Below are 19,415 nucleotides of genomic sequence, written 5' to 3' on the forward strand. Positions count from 1 at the left end.
TCAAAGCTCTCCGCGCAAGTGCCAGAGTTCCGGGAAGAGCTCAACGCTGAGCATTCGACGCAGGTATTCCACGCCGGATGTCCCGCCCGTCCCGCGCTTGAATCCTATCACCCGCTCAACAGTGGTGACGTGGTTGAAGCGCCAGCGCCTGAAGTAGTCCTCGAGATCGACAAGCTTTTCGCCGAGTTCATACAGAGTCCAGTAGGTGTCTACGTCCTCGTAAACCTGCCTCCACTTGGCCTGTACCTCGGGCAGGGGGGTATGTGGCGAATTCAGCTGCGGTTCCGGGATTTTCGCGTCGGGCCCGTCGATAGTGGTGAACAACAACCGGATGACATCGTCATAGAAGCTCGGACGGGCCAGTTCTGTGCTGAGTATTTCACGCACTTCCGCATTATGCTCGTGCGGTTTGAGCATGTTGGGGTTTCTGTTGCCCAGAACGTATTCGATCATTCGGTACTGATAGGATTGAAATCCCGACGACGGACCAAGCGCCTCGCGAAACCTGGTGTAGTCGGCGGGCGTCATCGTGCGCAGAACGTCCCATGCATTGTTGAGCTGCTCGAAAATTCGCGACACACGCGCCAGCATTTTGAACATGTGGGACATGTTTCCTGCGTTCAACGCGTCTCGGGCTACGGACATTTCATGAAGGGCCAGCTTCATCCAAAGCTCGCTGGTCTGATGCTGAATGATGAACAGCATCTCGTCATGGGCGTTTGACAACGGGCATTGTTGATTCAACAGGTTGTCCAGCTTCAGGTAGTCGCCATAAGACATAGCGTCCTTGAAGCGCATCTTTGCTCCTTCCGAGCCCGGATCATATGGCTGCGCGCTCATGACTTTTCCTTCAATCTGAAACGCTGGATTTTTCCCGTTTCGGTTTTCGGCAAAGTCTGCGCAAAGACGATCGAACGGGGGTATTTGAATGGGGCGATGGATGCTTTGACGTGGTCCTGCAACGCTTTGACCATGTCCTCGTCGGGGTTGTGGCCGGATGAGAGAACGACATGCGCCTGAACGATTGCACCGCGGGCTTCGTCAGGGAACCCGATGACGGCGCATTCGGCGACTGCTTCGTGGCTAAGCAAGGCCGCTTCAACTTCGGGACCGGCAATATTGTATCCCGATGAAACGATTATGTCGTCGTTCCGGGCGGCAAAATGAAAATACCCGTCCTGATCACGGTAAAAGGCATCGCCCGACACGTTCCAACCGTCCTGGACGTATTCCTTCTGGCGTTCGCCTCTCAGGTACCGGCATCCGGTTGGACCACGTATCGCAAGGCGGCCGACCTCACCAACGGGCACCTCCTTGCCGTCGTTGTCGATAATTTTGGCCACATATCCCGTGACCGGTTTGCCCGTGCAGGCCGGTTTGTGGTCTTCAAAACGGTTGGTGACAAAGATATGCAACATCTCGGTTGCACCAATTCCGTCGAGCATTGGCTTGCCCGTTTTCGCAATCCAGTCGTCGTAGACCGGACCGGGCAAGGTCTCACCTGCGGAAACGGCCGCACGCAAAGAGGAAAGATCGGCCCCTTCATCCATGGCCCGCATCATGGCCCGGTAGGCCGTTGGGGCGGTGAAGCAGATCGTTGCCCCATATTGTTCGATAACGTCCACCATGTTCGGCGGCGAGGCATTCTCCAAAAGTGTCGCTGTCGCCCCGAAACGCAGCGGGAAAACGGCCAACCCGCCCAGTCCAAAGGTAAAAGCCAGCGGCGGCGATCCTATGAAGACATCCTCTGGCGTGACGTTCAGCACTTCTTTTGCATAGCCGTCGGCGATGATCAGCAGATCGCGGTGAAAGTGCATCGTGCCCTTGGGTTCACCGGTTGATCCCGATGTGAACCCGATCAGTGCAACATCATCCTGTGCCGTCTCTACCGCGTCGAAAGTCACAGGTTTTTCCAGTGCCAGACGATCCAGTTCGGCATCATGATTTGCAGTACCGTCAAACCCCACAACGGTTTTGAGGAATTTGCTGCCCTTGGCGCAGGCGGTCATTTCATCCATCAGACGGGTGTCGCACAACGCGTGGGTCACCTCGGCCTTGTCTACATATTTCGCCAGTTCCGCCGCCCGCAGCATCGGCATTGTATTGACCACCACTGCGCCCGCCTTGGTGGCGGCCAGCCAGCAGGCAACCATGGCCGGGTTGTTGGCGGACCGGATCAAAACGCGGTTGCCTGGCTTTACGCCAAGATCACTCACCAGGGCATGAGCCAGACGGTTGGTCCAGTCCATCAGCTCTTTATACGTGCGGCGGCGACCATTGCCGATCAACGCCGTATGATCACCGAAACCCTTTGCAACCATGGCATCCGTCAACTCGACCGCCGCGTTCAGACGATCGGGATAGTCAAAACCGTCCAGCAGCAATTCCGGCCATGTGTCGGTTTCCGGCAGGTTGTCGCGGGTAAACGTGTCGGTATGAGCTGAATCCCTGAGCATGATCATACTCCGTGGTTTGCGTTGAGCGCCTGACGTGCGATGACGACGCGCTGAACGTCTGAGGCACCTTCGTAGATCCGAAGGGCGCGGATATCGCGATAGAGCTTCTCGACGGGTTCGTCGGCCTTCACGCCGTCTCCGCCGTGCAGCTGAACTGCCTTGTCGATCACGACCTGTGCCTGATCCGTTGCGAACAACTTGGCCATAGCGGCTTCGCGCGTTACTCTCGGTGCTCCGCTATCCTTGGTCCAGGCGGCGCGATAGACCAGCAGTGCAGCAGCATCGACATCCAGCGCCATGTCAGCAACGTGACCCTGCACCATCTGCAGATCGAACAGCGGTGCGCCCTGAAGGTGGCGGGTGGCGACCCGGCTCAGGGTTTCGTCCAGGGCACGGCGTGCAAATCCCAGCGCGGCGGCTGCCACGGTGGTCCGGAACACGTCCAGAACCGACATGGCAATCTTGAACCCTGAGCCTCGTTCCCCGATGAGAGCAGAGGAGGGGATGCGACAATCCGTGAATCTGAGCCTTGCAAGCGGATGAGGCGCGATTGTCTCAAGACGCTCAACTACCTCGAACCCCGGTATTCCAGCGGGAACAATAAAGGCGGAAAGACCTTTGGCACCCGGTGCTTCGCCGGTGCGGGCAAAGAGGGTATAGACGTCGGCAATTCCCCCATTGGAAATCCACGTCTTTTCGCCGTTGAGAATGAAGTCATCGCCATCCTGCACGGCCGTCATGGTCGAACTGGCAACATCGGACCCGGACTGAGGTTCTGTCAGCGCAAATGCCGAGATCGCCTGACCCGCACGGGTCTGGGACAACCATTCGGATTGCTGGGCCTTGGTGCCGAACAGCGATATCGCGCCGGTTCCAAGTCCCTGCATGGCAAAGGAAAAATCAGCCAACCCATCGTGCCGGGCCAATGTCTCACGAATGAGGCACAGGCTCCGGACGTCAAGCATTGCACCGCCTTCGGGATCAACGGCAGTATGTTCCAGCCAACCGTCGCGCCCCAATGCCGTGACCAGATCGCGACAGGCCTGATCCGTGTCAGAGTGATCGATACCCGCCAATTCGGTCGCCGCCCAACCCTCCAGGTGCGCGGCCAGATCCCGGTGACGGTCCTCAAAAAACGGCCAGTTGAGAAAGCTCTTGTCCGGCATCAGTTACCCTCGAATACAGGTTTTTCCTTGGCCACAAACGCATTGTAGGCGCGGTGAAAATCCTGACCTTGCATACAAATTGCTTGCGCCTGCGCTTCGGCTTCGATCGCTTGCTCAATCGACATCGACCATTCCTGCGCCAACATCGTTTTTGTTATCATGTTCGCGAAACCCGGCCCGTCAGCGATCCGGCGTGCCAGATCGTTTGCCGTGTCCAGCAACTGGTCCTGCGGCACGACCCGGTTGAAGTATCCCCAGGCCGCGCCTTCTTCGGCGGTCATCGAGCGGCCCAGATACAGTAGTTCGGCGGCGCGGCCCTGGCCGATGATCCGGGGCAGGATGGCGCAAGCCCCCATATCGCAGCCCGCCAGACCCACACGGTTGAACAGAAAAGCGGTTTTTGCCTCGGGCGTGGCGATCCTGAGATCCGACGCCATGGCGATGATGGCACCAGCCCCTGCGCTGATACCGTCAACGGCCGCAATGATCGGCTTGCCGCAATTCACCATTGCCTTTATCAGATCTCCGGTCATCCGGGTGAAGGCCAGCAGCTCTTTCATGTTCATTTTGGTCAGCGGGCCAATGATTTCGTGAACATCCCCGCCAGAGCTGAAATTCCCGTCGTTGGGCGCAAAAATGACGGCCTTGACGGTGTCGCTGTAGTGCAGGTCACGGAACCAGTCCCGCAGTTCGGCATAGCTGTCAAAAGACAGGGGGTTCTTTCGCTCCGGTCGGTTCAGCGCCACAGTGGCGATACCGTCGGAAATTTCACATCTGAAATGCGTCACCTCGCTGCGCATTGATCTCTCCCTGTCATATTTCTCCACCCGAAATGCTGAGCGCGTGCCCGTTGACCGATCGTGCGGCATCCGAGCAAAGCCACATTGCCGTTCCGGCCACCTCGTCGGTCTGGACAAACCGTTTCTGCGGGTTATTGCGCCAAAGCGACTCGGCGGCTTGTTCCGAAGTCATGCCGGTCTTTTCGGTAATGTTGGCTATGCTCCGGTCCAGCATCGGTGTTTCGATGAAACCTGGGCAAATCGCATTCACTGTTATGCCCGACGATGCCAATTCCAGAGACAGCGCACGGGTTAGCCCCACAACGCCGTGCTTGGCAGCGCAGTATCCCGACACGTACGAGTATCCCTTAAGGCCAGCCGTTGAGGCAATGGCAATCATCCGACCCCAGCCCGCAGCTTTCATGTCGGGCAATGCGGCCTGCCATACGTTGAAGACGCCGGTCAGGTTGACGCCCAGCATGGTGTTCAAGTCATCCGGCGACATTTTCTCGAAAGGCACCGAAAGCGCAGCCCCGGCATTTGCCACGACGACTGCGATATCGCCGTGCTCGGCCCGTGCGGTGTCAAAGGCAGAAGAAACAGAGGCAGGATCGGTGACATCGCAAACCTGCCAGGACAGCCCCTGAGCCTGCAGTTGTTGCTGACCGCGGCCCATGATTGTGACCTTGGCGCCGGCCTGCGCGAACGCGCGCGCCGTTTCGGCGCCGACACCGGATCCGCCGCCCGTCACGATGACATGTTTCCCCGAAATCGTCATACCTTACCCAAAACCTCTGCTTCGCGATCCGCCAGTCGCCAGCTTTGATCCCGACCCGCCAGGTACGGGAGCGGCCAATCCGCGTGGCGATCACCGATTGAGGCACCCGCATGCAGCGTCCAGTAGGGGTCAGCCAGATGCGGGCGGGCCAGACACACAAGATCCGCGCGCCCGGCCATCAGGATCGAATTCACGTGATCGGGTTCATAGATGTTGCCGACGGCCATGGTCCGGATGCCGGTTTCGTTGCGAATGCGGTCCGAAAAAGGTGTCTGGAACATCCGTCCATATACCGGTTTTGCGTCAATGGTGGTCTGACCAGCGGACACGTCAATGATATCAGCGCCTGCGTCTTGGAAGGCGCGGGCAATTTCGACCGCTTCCTCGGGGGTGACACCGTCTTCGCCGACCCAATCATTGGCTGAAATTCGGACCGCCATGGGCTTTTCAGAAGGCCAGGCCGCCCGCATCGAGGCAAATACCTCAAGCGGGTAGCGTAGCCGGTTTTCCAGAGACCCGCCGTACTCGTCCGTGCGTGTGTTGGCCACCGGGGAGATGAAAGAGGATATCAGATACCCGTGCGCCGCATGCAGCTCAATCATATCAAAGCCCGCGCGGTCAGCCATTTTGGCGGATGCCGCAAACTGTGCCGTGACCTCATCCATGTCGGCGCGCGTCATCGCACGGGGTGTTGCGTTGTCGGGCGACCACGGAATCTCGGAAGCAGAGATCAGGTCCCAGTTTCCGTTGCCGAGGGGCTTATCCATCCCCTCCCAGCCCAGATTGGTTGAACCCTTGCGACCGGAATGGCCGATCTGGCAACAGATCTTGGCCTCAGTCTCGTGGTGCACAAAGTCGGTGATCCGCTTCCATGCGGCTTCATGCTCGTCTTTGTACAGACCGGGGCATCCCGGCGTGATGCGGCCAGTGTCGGATACGCAGGTCATCTCGGTATAGACAAGCCCTGCGCCCCCTTTTGCCCGTTCGCCCAGATGCACAAGATGCCAGTCGGTCGGCGATCCATCGACAGCCTTGTATTGTGCCATGGGCGATACGACGATCCGGTTCTGCAGCTCCATGTCCCGCAACTTGTAGGGTGCGAACATCGGGGCACGTACTGGTGCATCCTCGGCGACGCCAGCCTGTGTCTGGAACCAGCGCTCAGCCGATTCCAGCCATTTCGGATCCCGCAGGCGCAGGTTTTCGTGACTGATGCGCTGCGACCGCGTCAGCAGAGAATAGTTGAACTGAACCGGATCGAGGTCCAGATACCGTTCCACATCTTCAAACCATTCCAGCGAGTTGCGGGCGGCGGATTGCAGGCGCAATACTTCCAGACGACGCTCTTCCTGATAGCGTTGGAAGGCCGCCTCCATCGACGGTTCGGAATGCAGGTAGTTGGCGAGGGCAATTGCGCTGTCAAACGCCAGTCGAGAGCCCGAGCCGATCGAAAAATGTGCGGTCGCGGAAGCATCGCCCAGCAGGACGACATTGTCATGATACCATTTCTCGCAAAGTATCCGCGGGAAGTTCATCCAGACGGCCGATCCGCGCAGGTGATCTGCGTTGGACATCAGGGCGTGGCCATCAAGATGCGCGGCAAACACATCCTGACAGGTGGCGATGATCTCTTCTTTCGACATGGCCTCAAAATCGAACCGGTCCCAGGTGTCTTGCGCGCATTCTACGATGAATGTCGCTGTGTCATCATCGAACTGATAGACATGCCCCCAGATCCAGCCGTGCTCAGTCTTTTCGAAAATGAAGGTAAAGGCGTCGTCGAATTTCTGATGGGTGCCCAGCCAGATGAATTTACAAGCCCGCACATCGACGTCGGGTTTGAAATGTTCTGCGAAGGCAGTGCGGGTCTGTGAGTTGATGCCATCGCAAGCTACAACGAGATCGTAGTCATCCTTGAATTCTGCCGCGGTTCCGAACTCAGCCTCGAATCGCAGATCGACGCCCAATTCCCGCGCGCGGTCCTGTAGCAGGATCAGCATCTGCTTTCGGCCTATGCCGGCAAAACCGTGCCCGCCGGATACGGTGCGGACGCCATCATGCACGACGGCAATGTCATCCCAATAGGCAAAGTTTTCACGGATCGCCTGCGCGCTTTTGGGGTCGTTTTCCTGTAGGTTTTCAAGGGCGTCATCAGACAACACTACGCCCCAGCCAAACGTGTCGTTTGACCGGTTGCGCTCGAACACCACGACTTCATGCGATGGATCGCGCAGCTTCATGGAAATCGCAAAATACAGACCCGCCGGCCCGCCCCCTAAACAGGCAATCTTCATGTGTGCCTCCATCCGAAATCAGGGCTTCATTTTGAATACATCCTAGGTTGTTTCCTTATTTGCTTCAAGCTTGAATATTTAAGTTTGAAGTATTATGGTCTCACTAACCTGATCCGCACCAGAGAAAGTCCGACTTAATGACCCCTTTTGCGATTGGCATGCAGCCCGCATGCCCACTTTGCAGCCCCTCACAGCTGACAATTTTTCTCGTTTGGGGTGGGGAGTGCATGATCCGCTCTGCTAGTCCCGAGGTGGTTGATAGCTGTAAGATTCGAACCCTGAATTCGGGCAGAAACCTCAACAGGGTGCGGGCATTCAAATGACAAACGAAGCGGGAATTGATTGGACCGAAGCGTTCGCAAATGCCGATTTCATTCCGGACGGGATGGCGTACCCGGTGCGCTGGAAAAGGCGGGCCGCCGAGTTCCGAATCACGGCGGGTAATGCGCAACTAAACATCGCCTATGGTGCACACCCACGCGAAAAGCTGGATCTTTTCCTTCCAGCGGGTAAGGCACGCGGGTTGGCCGTGATCGTGCACGGCGGGTACTGGCTGAGATTTGACAAGTCGGATTGGTCCCATCTGGCCCAAGGCGCCTTAGAGCACGGCTGGGCAGTTTGCCTGCCAAGTTACGTTCTTGCTCCTGAAGCCGAGATACCGGAAATCACGCGCCAAATTGCAAACGCAATAACCGAGGCGGCACAGCGCATAGATGGACCGATCTGCCTGTCTGGGCATTCTGCGGGTGGCCAGCTTGTAACCCGGATGATGTGCGAGAATTCACCGCTGCGGGCCAACGTGTCCGCGCGCATCAAGCGTGTTGTGTCTATCAGTGGTCTTCATGATCTGCGGCCATTGAAGCTGAGCCAGATGAACAGCCAGCTTGGCCTGACGGACAAAACTGCCGCCGCGGAAAGCGCGGTTCTGAGCACCCCCAGGGCAGGGTCTGATCTGGTGTGCTGGGTTGGCAATGACGAGCGGCCTGAGTTCCTACGGCAATCGGCGTTGCTGGCAGAGCGCTGGCGGTCCGTCGGCATAAACACGCGGCTTCACGTCGAGGTCGGGCGCCACCATTTCGATGTCATCGACGACCTCACTGACCCCGAAAGCATGCTGGTCAAAACCCTTATCGGAGAACGGTCATGACGGTTACGCTTACAAAACGCGGCACGATCGGGGTTGTGACAATCGACAACCCGCCGGTAAACGCGCTTGGTCAGAGTGTGCGGCAAGGTTTGCTGGATGCCTTGCGTGAAACCGAGAACGACCCGACCGTGCAGGCCGTTGTGCTGGCTTGCTCCGGGCGTACCTTTGTCGCGGGCGCAGACGTAAGAGAGTTTGGCAAACCGCCTGTCGGCCCTCTGCTGCCGGATGTTCTCAGGGCTATTGAAGTGGCCGAAAAGCCATGGGTCGCCGCGTTGCACGGCACGGTTTTGGGGGGTGGGCTGGAACTGGCAATGGCCTGTCATTCGCGTATCGCCATGGAAGATACGCTTCTTGGATTGCCTGAAGTCAATCTGGGTCTCATCCCCGGTGCCGGAGGCACTGTGCAACTACCGCGCCTGGTTCCGGCAGAACTGGCGCTCGACATGATATCCGGTGGTAAACCCATCAAGGCGCAGAAAGCCTTGGGAGCCGGTCTGATTGATGCGCTAGCCGAGGAGGGCCTTTTGGAAGATGCAGTGGAGCTTGCTCGCGCAAAAGGCGCGTCTGGCGACCACCAGTCAACTCTGAATCGCCCGGTGATTATGGTGTCGGATAGGGCGGCGTTTGAGAGCAAAATAGAGAAGATCGAAAATAAGGCCCGTGGCCAGCTGTCTCCGGTGGCTGCAGCGTCTGCTGTTAGGGATGCGCTGGACCTATCAGCAGACGCAGCGCTGACGAAGGAGCGCGAGACCTTCCTGCGGCTCAAGGAGTCTCCGCAATCAAACGCGTTGCGATATATGTTCTTTGCTGAACGCGATGCCGGTCGGTTGAGTCGCCTGAAGGGCTTGACGAAAAAGGAAATCAAAACCGTTGGCGTTGTTGGCGGCGGAACAATGGGAGCCGGGATCGCTGCGGCCTGTCTTCTGGCCGGGTTGAATGTAACGATGGCCGAGCGCGACGCAAGCGCGGCCCAGGCGGGCGCGGATCGCGTGGTGGGAATCCTGTCGGGCAGTCTGAAGCGTGGATTGATTTCCCAAAGCCGGCTTGAATGGCTTGAGCGGAACTTTCGATCGACCACCAGCTATACCGATTTCGCGACTGCGGACTTGGTGATTGAGGCCGTGTTTGAGGACATGGAGGTCAAGAAGTCTGTCTTTGCTGACCTTGCCGCCGTTGCCCGACCCGATGCGATCCTCGCCTCGAACACGTCCTATCTGGACGTGAGCGAAATCGCTCGATCCGTCGGCCACCCGGAACGGGTGATCGGGCTGCATTTCTTCTCTCCGGCTCATATCATGAAACTGCTTGAAATCGTTGCCCCCGATCAGGTGTCGGATGCGGTTCTGGCCAGTTGCATCGGGTTTGGAAAACAGCTGGGCAAGATCTGCGTCACGTCCGGCGTTTGCGACGGGTTTATTGCCAACCGGATTATGTCATCCTATCGCCGCGAGTGTGAGTACATGTTGGAAGATGGTGCACTGCCTTGGGAAATCGACGCTGCAATGGTCGAGTTTGGGCTGCCGATGGGTGTTTTCCAGATGCAGGATCTGGCGGGGTTGGATATCGCGTGGGCGATGCGCAAGCGGCAGGCGGCAACGCGCGATCCGGATCTGAGATATGTCGAGATCGCGGACAGGATTTGTGAAAAGGGTTGGTTTGGGCAAAAGACCGGCCGTGGCTGGTACATCTATAACGGCAAACAGCGATCGCCCAATCCTGAGGTGGAAGAACTGGTTGTTTCAGCGTCCAGCCGCAAAGGGATCACCCGTCGGAAAATGAGCGCTGAGCACATCATGGGTCGCATACTTGAGCGTATGCAGGCTGAAGGGCAGGCCATTCTTGATGAGGGGATCGCCCGGTGTGCGCAGGATATTGATGTTGCCATGGTGAATGCGTTTGGCTTCCCCAGATGGAAAGGGGGACCTATGTTTATCGCGGAAAACCGGCGGCCTAGCGGATCATAATCGAAAGGTTTGCCGAAAAGCGTGGCATTGGCGCTGGTCAGTGATCACGCTCGACCTTGTGCAACAGGTCCCGAACCAAATCCAGATCGCTGTCATCAAGGCCGCTGAACAGCGAATTGACCTCGGCCTCATGCGCGCGGGCCATATCTTCAAACTTGTTCCGCCCGGACTCCGTGAGCGCCACAAGCACGCTGCGGCGGTCATCCGGGCTTTGCCAGCGTTTGGCCAACCCGTCACTTTCCATCCGCTCAACGATCGCCGTGACATTGCCGTTTGACACCAGCAATAGCTTTCCTAGCTCGCTCATTTTCATCGGCTTGTTGTGGCGATACAAAGCGGCCGCAACATCGAAGCGAGGCAGCGTGGTGTCGTGTTGCGTTCTTAGGAATTCCCGCAAGTGGTTTTCTGTTGCGCGCGTTGCTCGCAGGAGTCTGATCCAGGCTCTGAGACGCCGTCTTGCCAGTTCATCTTTGTCACTCATTGACCGGAAGGCCCCATTTCAAGAAAGTCACGCGATGTTAAGTCGCTTTGCAAAATCGATCTTAGACGATGGTTCTTTAAACTTAAAGCATTATGGGTTGTTTTTGCGGTCCAGCTCGGACTGTTTCGTGTTCGATGCTTTCTGGTCACGCCTCATCAGAGATAACAGATACACTTCTTCAAGCTTGAAACTTTAAGCTTGAACGTTGTTGAAGTTTCGGCTACATCTGTACATGCTAAATGCACCTTTGGCCAATAAATCGGAGGGTAGGGGTGCGACGCGCCCCGGACAGTCAAATCAAGTGAAGCATGAGAGATATCTCCGCAAAATTCACTCCGGACTCAATTCTCCAAGCGGGACATTTGACCTGCTGTTTAAACTGTGCACCCCCCAAAATACGAGATGTGCCGGGAGGCAAAAAGACTAAAGCCTTCTTGACATTGCCGGGATCGGGCGGACGCTGACACCGCTCACCTTCAGAGCAAGCCAAACAATAAACTGGGAGATCATCATGTCACTAAAACCGTTGCTTGCAGCAATATGCACAGCCGCTCTGACCACCGGAGCTCAGGCAGAGGGCCTGAAAGTCGGGATGATAACAACCTTGTCGGGTGGCGGAGCCGGACTGGGGATTGATGTGCGCGACGGGTTTGTTCTGGCTGTCGAGCAATCCGGCCGGGACGACATTGAGGTCGTCATTGAAGACGACCAGCGTAAACCGGACATCGCGGTTCAGCTTGCGGACAAACTGATCCAATCCGAGAAGGTCGACGTTCTAACGGGCATCATCTGGTCCAACCTTGCAATGGCCGTGGTGCCCGGAGCGGTGGCGCAGGGCAAATTCTATCTTTCGCCCAACGCCGGTCCTTCGCCTCTTGCCGGGCGCGGATGTCACCAGAACTATTTCAATGTTGCGTGGCAGAATGACAATCTGCACGAGGCGGCCGGCGCCCATGCAAACTCGACGGGTTACGAAAAAACCTTCATCCTTGCGCCGAATTACCCTGCCGGGAAAGACGCGCTTGCGGGCTTCAAGCGTTTTTACGAAGGTGACGTGGCCGGCGAAATCTACACCAAGCTGGGCCAGACCGACTATGCCAGCGAGATCGCCCAGATCCGCGCATCGGACGCGGACAGTGTGTTCTTTTTCCTTCCGGGGGGAATGGGGATTTCGTTCCTGAAGCAATACGCGGACAGTGGCGTCGACCTGCCGGTTGTCGGCCCCGCGTTCAGCTTTGATCAGGGAATTCTGCAGGCCGTGGGTGATGCCGCTCTGGGTGTTCACAACACGTCGCAGTGGTCGAAAGACATTGATAACCCGACCAACGCAGCGTTTGTCGAGAGCTTTCAGGCCAAATACGGCAGGCTGCCTTCGCTTTATGCCAGCCAAGGCTTTGATACCGCGAACCTGTTGATGTCAGCGATGGACTCGGCCGATGTCACCGATCAAGACGCGTTCCGGGAAGCACTGAAAGCGGCCAACTTCTCCTCTACCCGTGGCGACTTTGAGTTTGGCCCCAACCATCACCCGATTCAGGACATCTATGTCCGCGAGGTGATCAAGGAAGGCGATGTCTACACCAACCGCATCATTTCGGTTGCTCTTGAAGATCGCGGCGACGCCTACGCCGCCGAATGCCAGATGTAAATTGCCCTAAACCCGCCCGTTCGAAAAGACGGGCGGGTTTGTGCTGAAACAGGGGTAAGTATGTCCTGGATTCTTTTGGTGGAACAAACGCTTAACGGTTTACAGTTCGGCGTTATGTTGTTCCTTATGGCCGCTGGCCTGACACTGATCTTCGGGGTCATGGGGTTGATCAACCTCGTCCACGGATCGCTTTACATGATCGGGGCTTTTGCCGCCGCAGCGGTTGCGGCCGCGACCGGTTCGTTTCTGCTCGCACTCATGGCAAGTCTGGCTGCCGCTGCCGCCGCCGGGATCGTGGTCGAAACCACCGTCATCCGCAGGCTTTACGATCGCGATCATCTGGATCAGGTTCTCGCCACGTTTGCGCTGATCCTGATCTTTTCAGAAGGAACACGCTGGGTCTTTGGGTCATTTCCCCTGTTTCTTGACCCGCCCGATTATTTGTCGGGCTCCGTCTCGCTGCCGTTCGGTATCGAATATTCCCGCTATCGTCTCAGCCTCATAGTGGTTGGATTGGCCGTAGCTGCAGGGCTGTTCTGGATGATCGCCAAAACCCGGATTGGTATCCGCATCCGGGCCGGAGAGAACGACCGGGAAATGATCGGCGCTTTGGGGATCGACATTTCCAGTCTCTACACGCTGGTCTTCGCGCTTGGAGCAGCCCTTGCGGGGTTGGCCGGTGCGCTGATCGGCGCAATTCAATCCGTGCAGGTGGGTATGGGCGAACCCGTTCTGATCCTGGCGTTTGTCGTGATCGTGATCGGCGGGATCGGGTCGATCAAAGGCGCATTGATCGGCGCAATTCTGGTTGGCCTTACCGACACATTGGGTGGCTTCCTGCTGCCAAAACTGTTCGCCCTGTTCCTTTCTCCTTCAGCGGCCACTTCGGTTGGATCGTCGCTGGCTTCAATGTCAATTTACATCCTTATGGCGGGCGTCCTTTTGGTTCGGCCCAAAGGGCTGTTTGGAGGGGTATGAAATGAAACGGGAATCCTTGCTGAACAGCGGCCTTCTCATCCTGCTAATTGTGATCCCAACGGCGGCGTGGTTTTCGGATGAACCCTTCCTGATCACGTTGGTCACGCGCGCGGTGATCTTCTCGATTGCGGGCATCGGACTGAATTTCGCACTTGGCTTTGGTGGGCTGGTCAGCTTTGGCCACGCTGCATTCTTTGGTCTCGGCGGCTATGCCATGGGCATTCTGGCTTATCATGCCCAGACCTACACACCACTGCTGGAATGGCCAGTCTTGGTCGAAGGCACAAACTCGATGATGATCATCTGGGTGGTTGCCACCGTTGTTGGTGCCCTCGCCGCGCTGGCTATCGGCGCATTGAGCCTGCGAACGACGGGTGTTTACTTCATTATGATCACACTCGCCTTCGGGCAAATGCTCTATTATTTCACGATATCCTGGTCTGCATATGGTGGCGAAGACGGCCTTTCGATTTACGTGCGGAACGGGTTTCCCGGTTTGAACACCATGGATCCGATCCAGTTCTTCATCATTTGCTATGTGCTGCTTCTGGTGGTGGTCTACGGCGTATATAGGACCGAAAAATCGCCATTCGGGTTGATGCTGCAGGCGGCGCGGCAAAATGAAGACCGCGTGCAGGCCGTGGGGCAGGTACCTTATCGCCTCTATCTGACAGCCTTCACGATATCCGGTGCGATTACCGGGCTGGCCGGCGCATTGTTCGCCGATCTGAATCGGTTTGTCAGCCCGTCCATGCTTAGTTGGCAGACATCGGGCGAAATCATGATCTTTGTCATCCTCGGGGGGGTCGGTCGAGTATTCGGACCCGTTGCCGGGGCTGCCCTGTTCGTTTTGCTCGAACACAGTCTTGGCGGGCTAAGCGAGTATTGGCACATCTACCTGGGTGCCATCCTGCTTGGCGTCGTGCTGTTTGCCCGGGGCGGGCTGTTCGGACTGATCGCGGGCCGGGAGGTGGCACATGACTGAGCCGGTTCTCGACATACGTGGCCTGACCAAAAGGTTTGGCGGGCTGGTCGCAAGTAAAAACATCAGCCTTGATCTGCGTCCGGGTGAAATTCATGCTTTGATAGGACCAAACGGTGCGGGAAAGTCGACGCTGATCAAGCAAGTCGCCGGAGGGCTGCAGCCGGACGAGGGCAGCGTCTACTTCGATGGGACGGACGTCAGCCCGTTGTCGACGGCCGCACGTGCGAGACTGGGCATGGGGAGAACCTTCCAGATTTCGTCTCTGGCCATGGATTACACCGTTTTGCAAAACGCGGTTCTGGGAGCATTGGGTCATCGTGGCGATGTGTTCCGGTTCTTCAAACCAGTCATGAAAGATAAGGAGCTGGTTCAGGCCGCCGAAAACGCCCTCGAACAGGTCGGTCTGGAGGAGTTTCGCGCCTTCAGAACATCCGACCTGTCTCATGGTCAGCGGCGCCAGCTAGAGGTTGCGGTCGCCCTGACGCTGGAGCCCAAGGCCTTTCTGATGGACGAACCTATGGCCGGGCTTGGGCTGGAAGGCTCTCAACGCCTGATCGGTTTCCTTGACGGCTTAAGGAGCAAAGCGCCCATCCTGCTGGTTGAGCATGACATGGATGCCGTCTTCACCTTGGCCGATCGGATCAGCGTGCTGGTTTACGGCGAAATCATTGCATCGGGGTCGGTCGCAGAGATTCGGTCAAATCCAACTGTACGCAGTGCCTATCTGGGCGAGGAGGACGCAGTATGAGCCTTTTGAAAATGGCCCATGTGTCCGCCTTTTACGGACCGTCTCAGGCGTTGTTCGATGTCCATCTTTCGGTTGAGGACGGCGAGCTTGTCGCACTGATGGGCCGTAATGGGATGGGGAAGTCGACCACGATCAAGGTCATTTGCCGGTTATTGAAAAACCGCGGAGGCTCGGTCTTGTTCAGTGGCGAGGATATCACTCGGTTGCCCCCCCATAAGGTTGCTCGCATGGGGGTAGGGCTGGTGCCGGAAGGGCGTCGATGCTTCACCGATCTGACGGTCTATGAAAACCTGATCGCCGCCGCGCGACCGGGTGAATGGGATTTCGCCAGGGTCGCCCGGTTGTTTCCCAGACTGAGGGAACGCAAGGATCAGACCGCTGGCACCCTGTCGGGCGGTGAACAGCAAATGCTGGCCATTGGCCGGGCGCTGATGACCAACCCCCGTCTTCTGGTGTTGGATGAGGCGACCGAGGGCCTTGCACCAGTTGTTCGGCAGGAAATCTGGACGGCGATTTCCAAGCTGAAAGCCGAAACCGGAATGGCGATTATCGTTGTGGACAAATCCCTCAAGGAATTGTCCGCGGTTGCCGACAAAGCCGTCATTCTGGAAAAGGGCAGGTCGGTTTGGGTGGGGGACTTTGGTTCGCTCACTCCGGAAATCACTGACAAGTATCTTGGGGTCTGAGCCATGGCTTTTAACTTTCCGCAGAAAATTCTGTTCAGGCACTGTGATCCGGCAGGAATCGTCTTCTACCCGCGGTTTTTCGAAATGATAAATGACTGCGTCGAGGCCTTTTTTGAACAGGAACTGGACTTTCCCTTTGCAGAGATTCACCGGGATGGAGCGGTTCCAACTGCTGAAACCTCGACCAGGTTCTTGGCTCCTTGCAGGATAGGCGAAGAACTGAACATGGAACTGGAGGTCACCAATCTGGGCCGCACGTCCATGGGTCTTGCACTTCGGGCGAAGTGCGACGGCGAAACGAGATTCGAGACCAATTCGACCCTGGTATTCGTAAACGAGCAGGGACGACCGCAACCGTGGCCTGATCGGGTTCGCCACAGGATCGATCATTTCCTGAACCGGTAAGGCAAACACACTGCCACGCATATTCAAAGAACAGAGTTGAGTTATGACCGACGCATTTATCTGTGACGCACAACGCACCCCGATCGGCCGGTATGGCGGCGCGCTGGCGCAGGTGCGCACCGATGATCTGGCGGCGATTCCGATCGCATCTTTGGTTGAGAGGAATCCACAGGTGGATTGGGCCGCGTTGGATGACGTAATTCTTGGGGACGCGAACCAGGCGGGTGAAAGCAACCGCAACGTAGCGCGAATGGCGGCGCTCTTGGCCGGGTTGCCGGTGGAGGTGCCGGGCACTACGATCAACCGGCTTTGTGCATCAGGCATGGACGCGGTGGGCATGGCTGCCCGTGCAATTCGGTCCGGTGACTATGATCTGGCAATTGCAGGGGGCGTGGAAAGCATGTCCCGCGCGCCGTTTGTGATGCCTAAGGCCAGCAGCGCCTTTTCACGAGCCAATGCGGTTTATGACACGACCATCGGCTGGCGCTTTGTAAACCCGGTGATGGAAGACATGTACGGCACCGACTCGATGCCGCAGACGGCCGACAACGTGGCCGAGCACTATGGTATCAACCGCGCCGATCAGGATGCTTTTGCTGCCCGCAGCCAAGCCCGCTGGTCCGCTGCGCAGAACAGCGGGTTTTTCCGGGACGAGATCACCAAGGTCACGATTCCGCAACGCAAAGGTGAGCCGATTATCGTGGAAGAGGACGAACATCCCCGGCCGGGAACTAGTGTGGAAAAGCTGTCCGGTCTGCGCGGCATAAACGGGCCTGACAAAACGGTTACCGCGGGCAATGCCTCGGGCGTCAACGACGGGGCCGCCGCCATCTTGCTGGCAAACGAGACCGCTGCTAACCGCAATGGCCTGACGCCGCTGGCACGCGTCGTGGGTATGTCAGTTGCGGGTGTGGAACCGCGCCTTATGGGCATTGGCCCTGTACCCGCGACGCGCAAGGTACTTGCACGCGCCGGGCTGCGCATTGATCAGATGGATGTTATGGAGCTGAACGAGGCATTTGCCGCTCAGGGGTTGGCGTCTCTGCGCGAACTTGGCGTGCCCGACGATGCGCCACACGTGAATCCCAATGGCGGCGCAATCGCTCTGGGACATCCTCTGGGTATGTCTGGCGCGCGACTGGTGATGACCGCCGCCTATCAACTCCGCCGAACGGGTGGGCGATACGCGCTGTGTTCTATGTGTGTCGGTGTCGGGCAGGGAGCCGCAATCATCATAGAGCGCGTGTAGCACCGGCGGTATTCCGTCTGACCAGCCGTTTTGAAAGTTCACTTTGAACTCTGTTATGATTTCCAGTCCCTGTTTCCTGTAGGAGGCCGCGGATCTACCGGGTCTCGCTTGGCGCGTGGCCGAACCGTGCGCGGAAGTCCCGAGAAAAGCGACCCAAATGGCTATAACCGCAGTCATAGGCGATTTCAGACACACTCGCGCGGTTCTGACGCCGCAGAAGATGAAACCGCGCCTTGTCCAAACGAACGTCGCGCAAAAACTGGATCGGGGTCATGTCCAAACTCTCGCGAAACGCCGTTTGCAGCGTGCGGTGATGCACCCCTGCGGCACATGCAATATCGTACAACCCGATGTTGTCGTGGGCATTTTCATGGATAAAGGCAATGGCGCGGCGCACATGCGCGGCAGAGCAGGGCGGCACCACCGCATTCATGAGGTGATAGATATTGCTGCGCTGGTTTTTCAGCAAGGTGACCGCAATCTGCCGCTCTAGCGTGAGCAGGTTGAGATCCTGCGCGATCGGTCGCACGCGTCCCGTATCAAAGGCCCGTGCCGCAATAAGAGACATGGCCCTGATACGCTGACCGGCCTTTTTCGAAAGCACAACTTTCGGGTCAAATCGCACAGGTCCGGGAAGCTCTGCGCCGATTTCCTCGGTTGCGACGCGCGAAAGGTAATCCGCGTCGATCTGAACCATCAGCTTGCGGCAGTCACCCTTCCATACCATCCGCGACGGCCTGTCGGGGTTGAGCAACGTGCCGCAGCTGGCGCTCGCCTCAACCTCTTCGCCGCGATGTTCAATCCGGGCGCTGCCGGCCATCGGCAGTTGCAGCAGATAGAAATCCTTTAGTTCTCCGGGGTTGATCGCGACGTCGGCCCCATACCCAAGAACGTTAAGCGAGACCTGAGCGCCGCGAACATGGTGATGCACGACCGTGACTTCACCATCTGAGAAAAGCTCGAGCCGATGATCGCAATAGCGCTGCGTTACGGCTGCCCGCGCTTCGTCCAGCTTATGCGTGCGCAGAACATTATAGTTCTCAAGCAATGTGCCCTGATGCCCCATGAAAAAAAACTACCCGATGGGAAAACTATTTCAAGCCTGAACCTTTTTGACTCGCAAAGTGGATAATGCCTCGGACCCGGTTCGGTGCAGAGTATTCCTGCAACAACAGCGAGGAAACAACATGGACCTGGGCATCACTCAAAGCGACGGTCATGTCGGCGACAGGGCCTGGAACGTTGTCGGACATATTTACACCCCGAAACTGCACAGCCCGAATGCATTTATCTGGCACGCGCAGATCCCGGACGGCACCTTTGTCCCGCCCCATATCCACCCGACGCAGGATGAATGGATATATATGCTGACCGGAAATCTGGAGGTCGAGTTTGGCCATGATGAAGGCAAAGTAACAACGAATCCGGCCAGTGCCGGTGATCTCGTGCGGATGCCGATGGGCAAGTCGCATGGCATCTTCAACCGCTCTGGGGCGGAGGCGACATGTGTCTTTGGCGTTGCGCCGGCTCGCAAGCTCTTTGACCTTTTTGGTCAGCTGGACGGCGTGACAGACCCCGACGAACTGGTGCGCCTGTCGGCCCTGCACGAGGTCGACTTCCTGCCGCCGCCTCCGGGCGCGGGTTAAGGGGG

Annotated in this window: 18 protein-coding genes; 10 read left to right on the top strand and 8 right to left on the bottom strand. The window is 57.5% G+C overall.

What is annotated here, in order from left to right; translation table 11 throughout:
* Genes ACR0J0_RS10480 through ACR0J0_RS10505 form a run of 6 tightly spaced genes read right to left on the bottom strand, consistent with a single transcriptional unit; the run spans position 1 to position 7,473 of the window.
* Entirely contained in the window at positions 1–840 is an 840-nt protein-coding gene (locus ACR0J0_RS10480) for a tryptophan 2,3-dioxygenase (protein WP_480663666.1), read from the bottom strand.
* Entirely contained in the window at positions 837–2,456 is a 1,620-nt protein-coding gene (locus ACR0J0_RS10485; RefSeq protein WP_480663668.1) for an AMP-binding protein, read from the bottom strand. Before ACR0J0_RS10485 ends, ACR0J0_RS10480 begins: the two co-directional genes overlap by 4 nt.
* A gap of 2 nt (positions 2,457–2,458) precedes the next feature.
* A complete protein-coding gene (locus tag ACR0J0_RS10490) occupies positions 2,459–3,622 on the bottom strand; it encodes an acyl-CoA dehydrogenase family protein (RefSeq protein WP_480663670.1) in 1,164 nt (387 codons plus the stop codon).
* The gene (locus ACR0J0_RS10495) at positions 3,622–4,422 is read right to left on the bottom strand and encodes an enoyl-CoA hydratase family protein (RefSeq protein WP_480663672.1); all 801 of its coding nucleotides are present in this window, start codon (positions 4,420–4,422) and stop codon (positions 3,622–3,624) included. The genes ACR0J0_RS10490 and ACR0J0_RS10495 overlap by 1 nt, the downstream gene beginning before the upstream one ends.
* 13 nt (positions 4,423–4,435) lie before the next feature.
* Positions 4,436–5,179, bottom strand: coding sequence for an SDR family NAD(P)-dependent oxidoreductase (locus ACR0J0_RS10500; RefSeq protein ID WP_480663674.1), 744 nt, complete (start codon positions 5,177–5,179; stop codon positions 4,436–4,438).
* Positions 5,176–7,473 (bottom strand): bifunctional salicylyl-CoA 5-hydroxylase/oxidoreductase, encoded by a 2,298-nt coding sequence (locus tag ACR0J0_RS10505; protein WP_480663676.1) that lies wholly within the window; start codon positions 7,471–7,473, stop codon positions 5,176–5,178. The genes ACR0J0_RS10500 and ACR0J0_RS10505 overlap by 4 nt, the downstream gene beginning before the upstream one ends.
* Before the next feature lie 319 nt (positions 7,474–7,792).
* Between ACR0J0_RS10505 and ACR0J0_RS10510 the strand changes: the two genes are divergently transcribed.
* Complete coding sequence (locus ACR0J0_RS10510; protein WP_480663678.1) at positions 7,793–8,620, top strand: alpha/beta hydrolase; 828 nt, start codon at positions 7,793–7,795, stop codon at positions 8,618–8,620.
* Entirely contained in the window at positions 8,617–10,584 is a 1,968-nt protein-coding gene (locus ACR0J0_RS10515) for a 3-hydroxyacyl-CoA dehydrogenase NAD-binding domain-containing protein (RefSeq protein ID WP_480663680.1), read from the top strand. Before ACR0J0_RS10510 ends, ACR0J0_RS10515 begins: the two co-directional genes overlap by 4 nt.
* A 37-nt stretch (positions 10,585–10,621) precedes the next feature.
* On the opposite strand, the gene ACR0J0_RS10520 is transcribed toward ACR0J0_RS10515, so the two are convergent.
* A complete protein-coding gene (locus ACR0J0_RS10520; RefSeq protein ID WP_480663682.1) occupies positions 10,622–11,065 on the bottom strand; it encodes a MarR family winged helix-turn-helix transcriptional regulator in 444 nt (147 codons plus the stop codon).
* 511 nt (positions 11,066–11,576) lie between these two features.
* Between ACR0J0_RS10520 and ACR0J0_RS10525 the strand changes: the two genes are divergently transcribed.
* Genes ACR0J0_RS10525 through pcaF form a run of 7 tightly spaced genes read left to right on the top strand, consistent with a single transcriptional unit; the run spans position 11,577 to position 17,764 of the window.
* Positions 11,577–12,713, top strand: coding sequence for an ABC transporter substrate-binding protein (locus ACR0J0_RS10525; RefSeq protein ID WP_480663684.1), 1,137 nt, complete (start codon positions 11,577–11,579; stop codon positions 12,711–12,713).
* Positions 12,714–12,773: 60 nt separating this feature from the next.
* Positions 12,774–13,691: a branched-chain amino acid ABC transporter permease gene (locus ACR0J0_RS10530; protein ID WP_480663686.1), complete on the top strand. Its 918-nt coding sequence runs from the start codon at positions 12,774–12,776 to the stop codon at positions 13,689–13,691.
* A gap of 1 nt (position 13,692) precedes the next feature.
* Positions 13,693–14,676, top strand: a complete 984-nt coding sequence (locus ACR0J0_RS10535) for a branched-chain amino acid ABC transporter permease (protein ID WP_480663689.1) — start codon at positions 13,693–13,695, stop codon at positions 14,674–14,676.
* Positions 14,669–15,424: an ABC transporter ATP-binding protein gene (locus ACR0J0_RS10540; RefSeq protein WP_480663691.1), complete on the top strand. Its 756-nt coding sequence runs from the start codon at positions 14,669–14,671 to the stop codon at positions 15,422–15,424. The genes ACR0J0_RS10535 and ACR0J0_RS10540 overlap by 8 nt, the downstream gene beginning before the upstream one ends.
* On the top strand, positions 15,421–16,110 hold the full coding sequence (locus tag ACR0J0_RS10545; RefSeq protein WP_480663693.1) for an ABC transporter ATP-binding protein: 690 nt from the start codon (positions 15,421–15,423) through the stop codon (positions 16,108–16,110). Before ACR0J0_RS10540 ends, ACR0J0_RS10545 begins: the two co-directional genes overlap by 4 nt.
* A gap of 3 nt (positions 16,111–16,113) precedes the next feature.
* Positions 16,114–16,515, top strand: a complete 402-nt coding sequence (locus ACR0J0_RS10550) for an acyl-CoA thioesterase (protein ID WP_480663695.1) — start codon at positions 16,114–16,116, stop codon at positions 16,513–16,515.
* A 43-nt stretch (positions 16,516–16,558) separates the two neighbouring features.
* Entirely contained in the window at positions 16,559–17,764 is a 1,206-nt protein-coding gene (pcaF, locus tag ACR0J0_RS10555) for a 3-oxoadipyl-CoA thiolase (protein ID WP_480663697.1), read from the top strand.
* A 94-nt stretch (positions 17,765–17,858) separates the two neighbouring features.
* Here pcaF and ACR0J0_RS10560 read toward each other — a convergent pair whose 3' ends face one another.
* The gene (locus tag ACR0J0_RS10560; protein ID WP_480663699.1) at positions 17,859–18,830 is read right to left on the bottom strand and encodes an AraC family transcriptional regulator; all 972 of its coding nucleotides are present in this window, start codon (positions 18,828–18,830) and stop codon (positions 17,859–17,861) included.
* A gap of 121 nt (positions 18,831–18,951) precedes the next feature.
* On the opposite strand from ACR0J0_RS10560, the gene ACR0J0_RS10565 reads away from it, so the two are divergent.
* Complete coding sequence (locus ACR0J0_RS10565; protein WP_480663701.1) at positions 18,952–19,410, top strand: cupin domain-containing protein; 459 nt, start codon at positions 18,952–18,954, stop codon at positions 19,408–19,410.
* The last annotated feature ends 5 nt before the right edge of the window (positions 19,411–19,415 follow it).

This window comes from Ruegeria sp. BF12 (assembly GCF_056538705.1).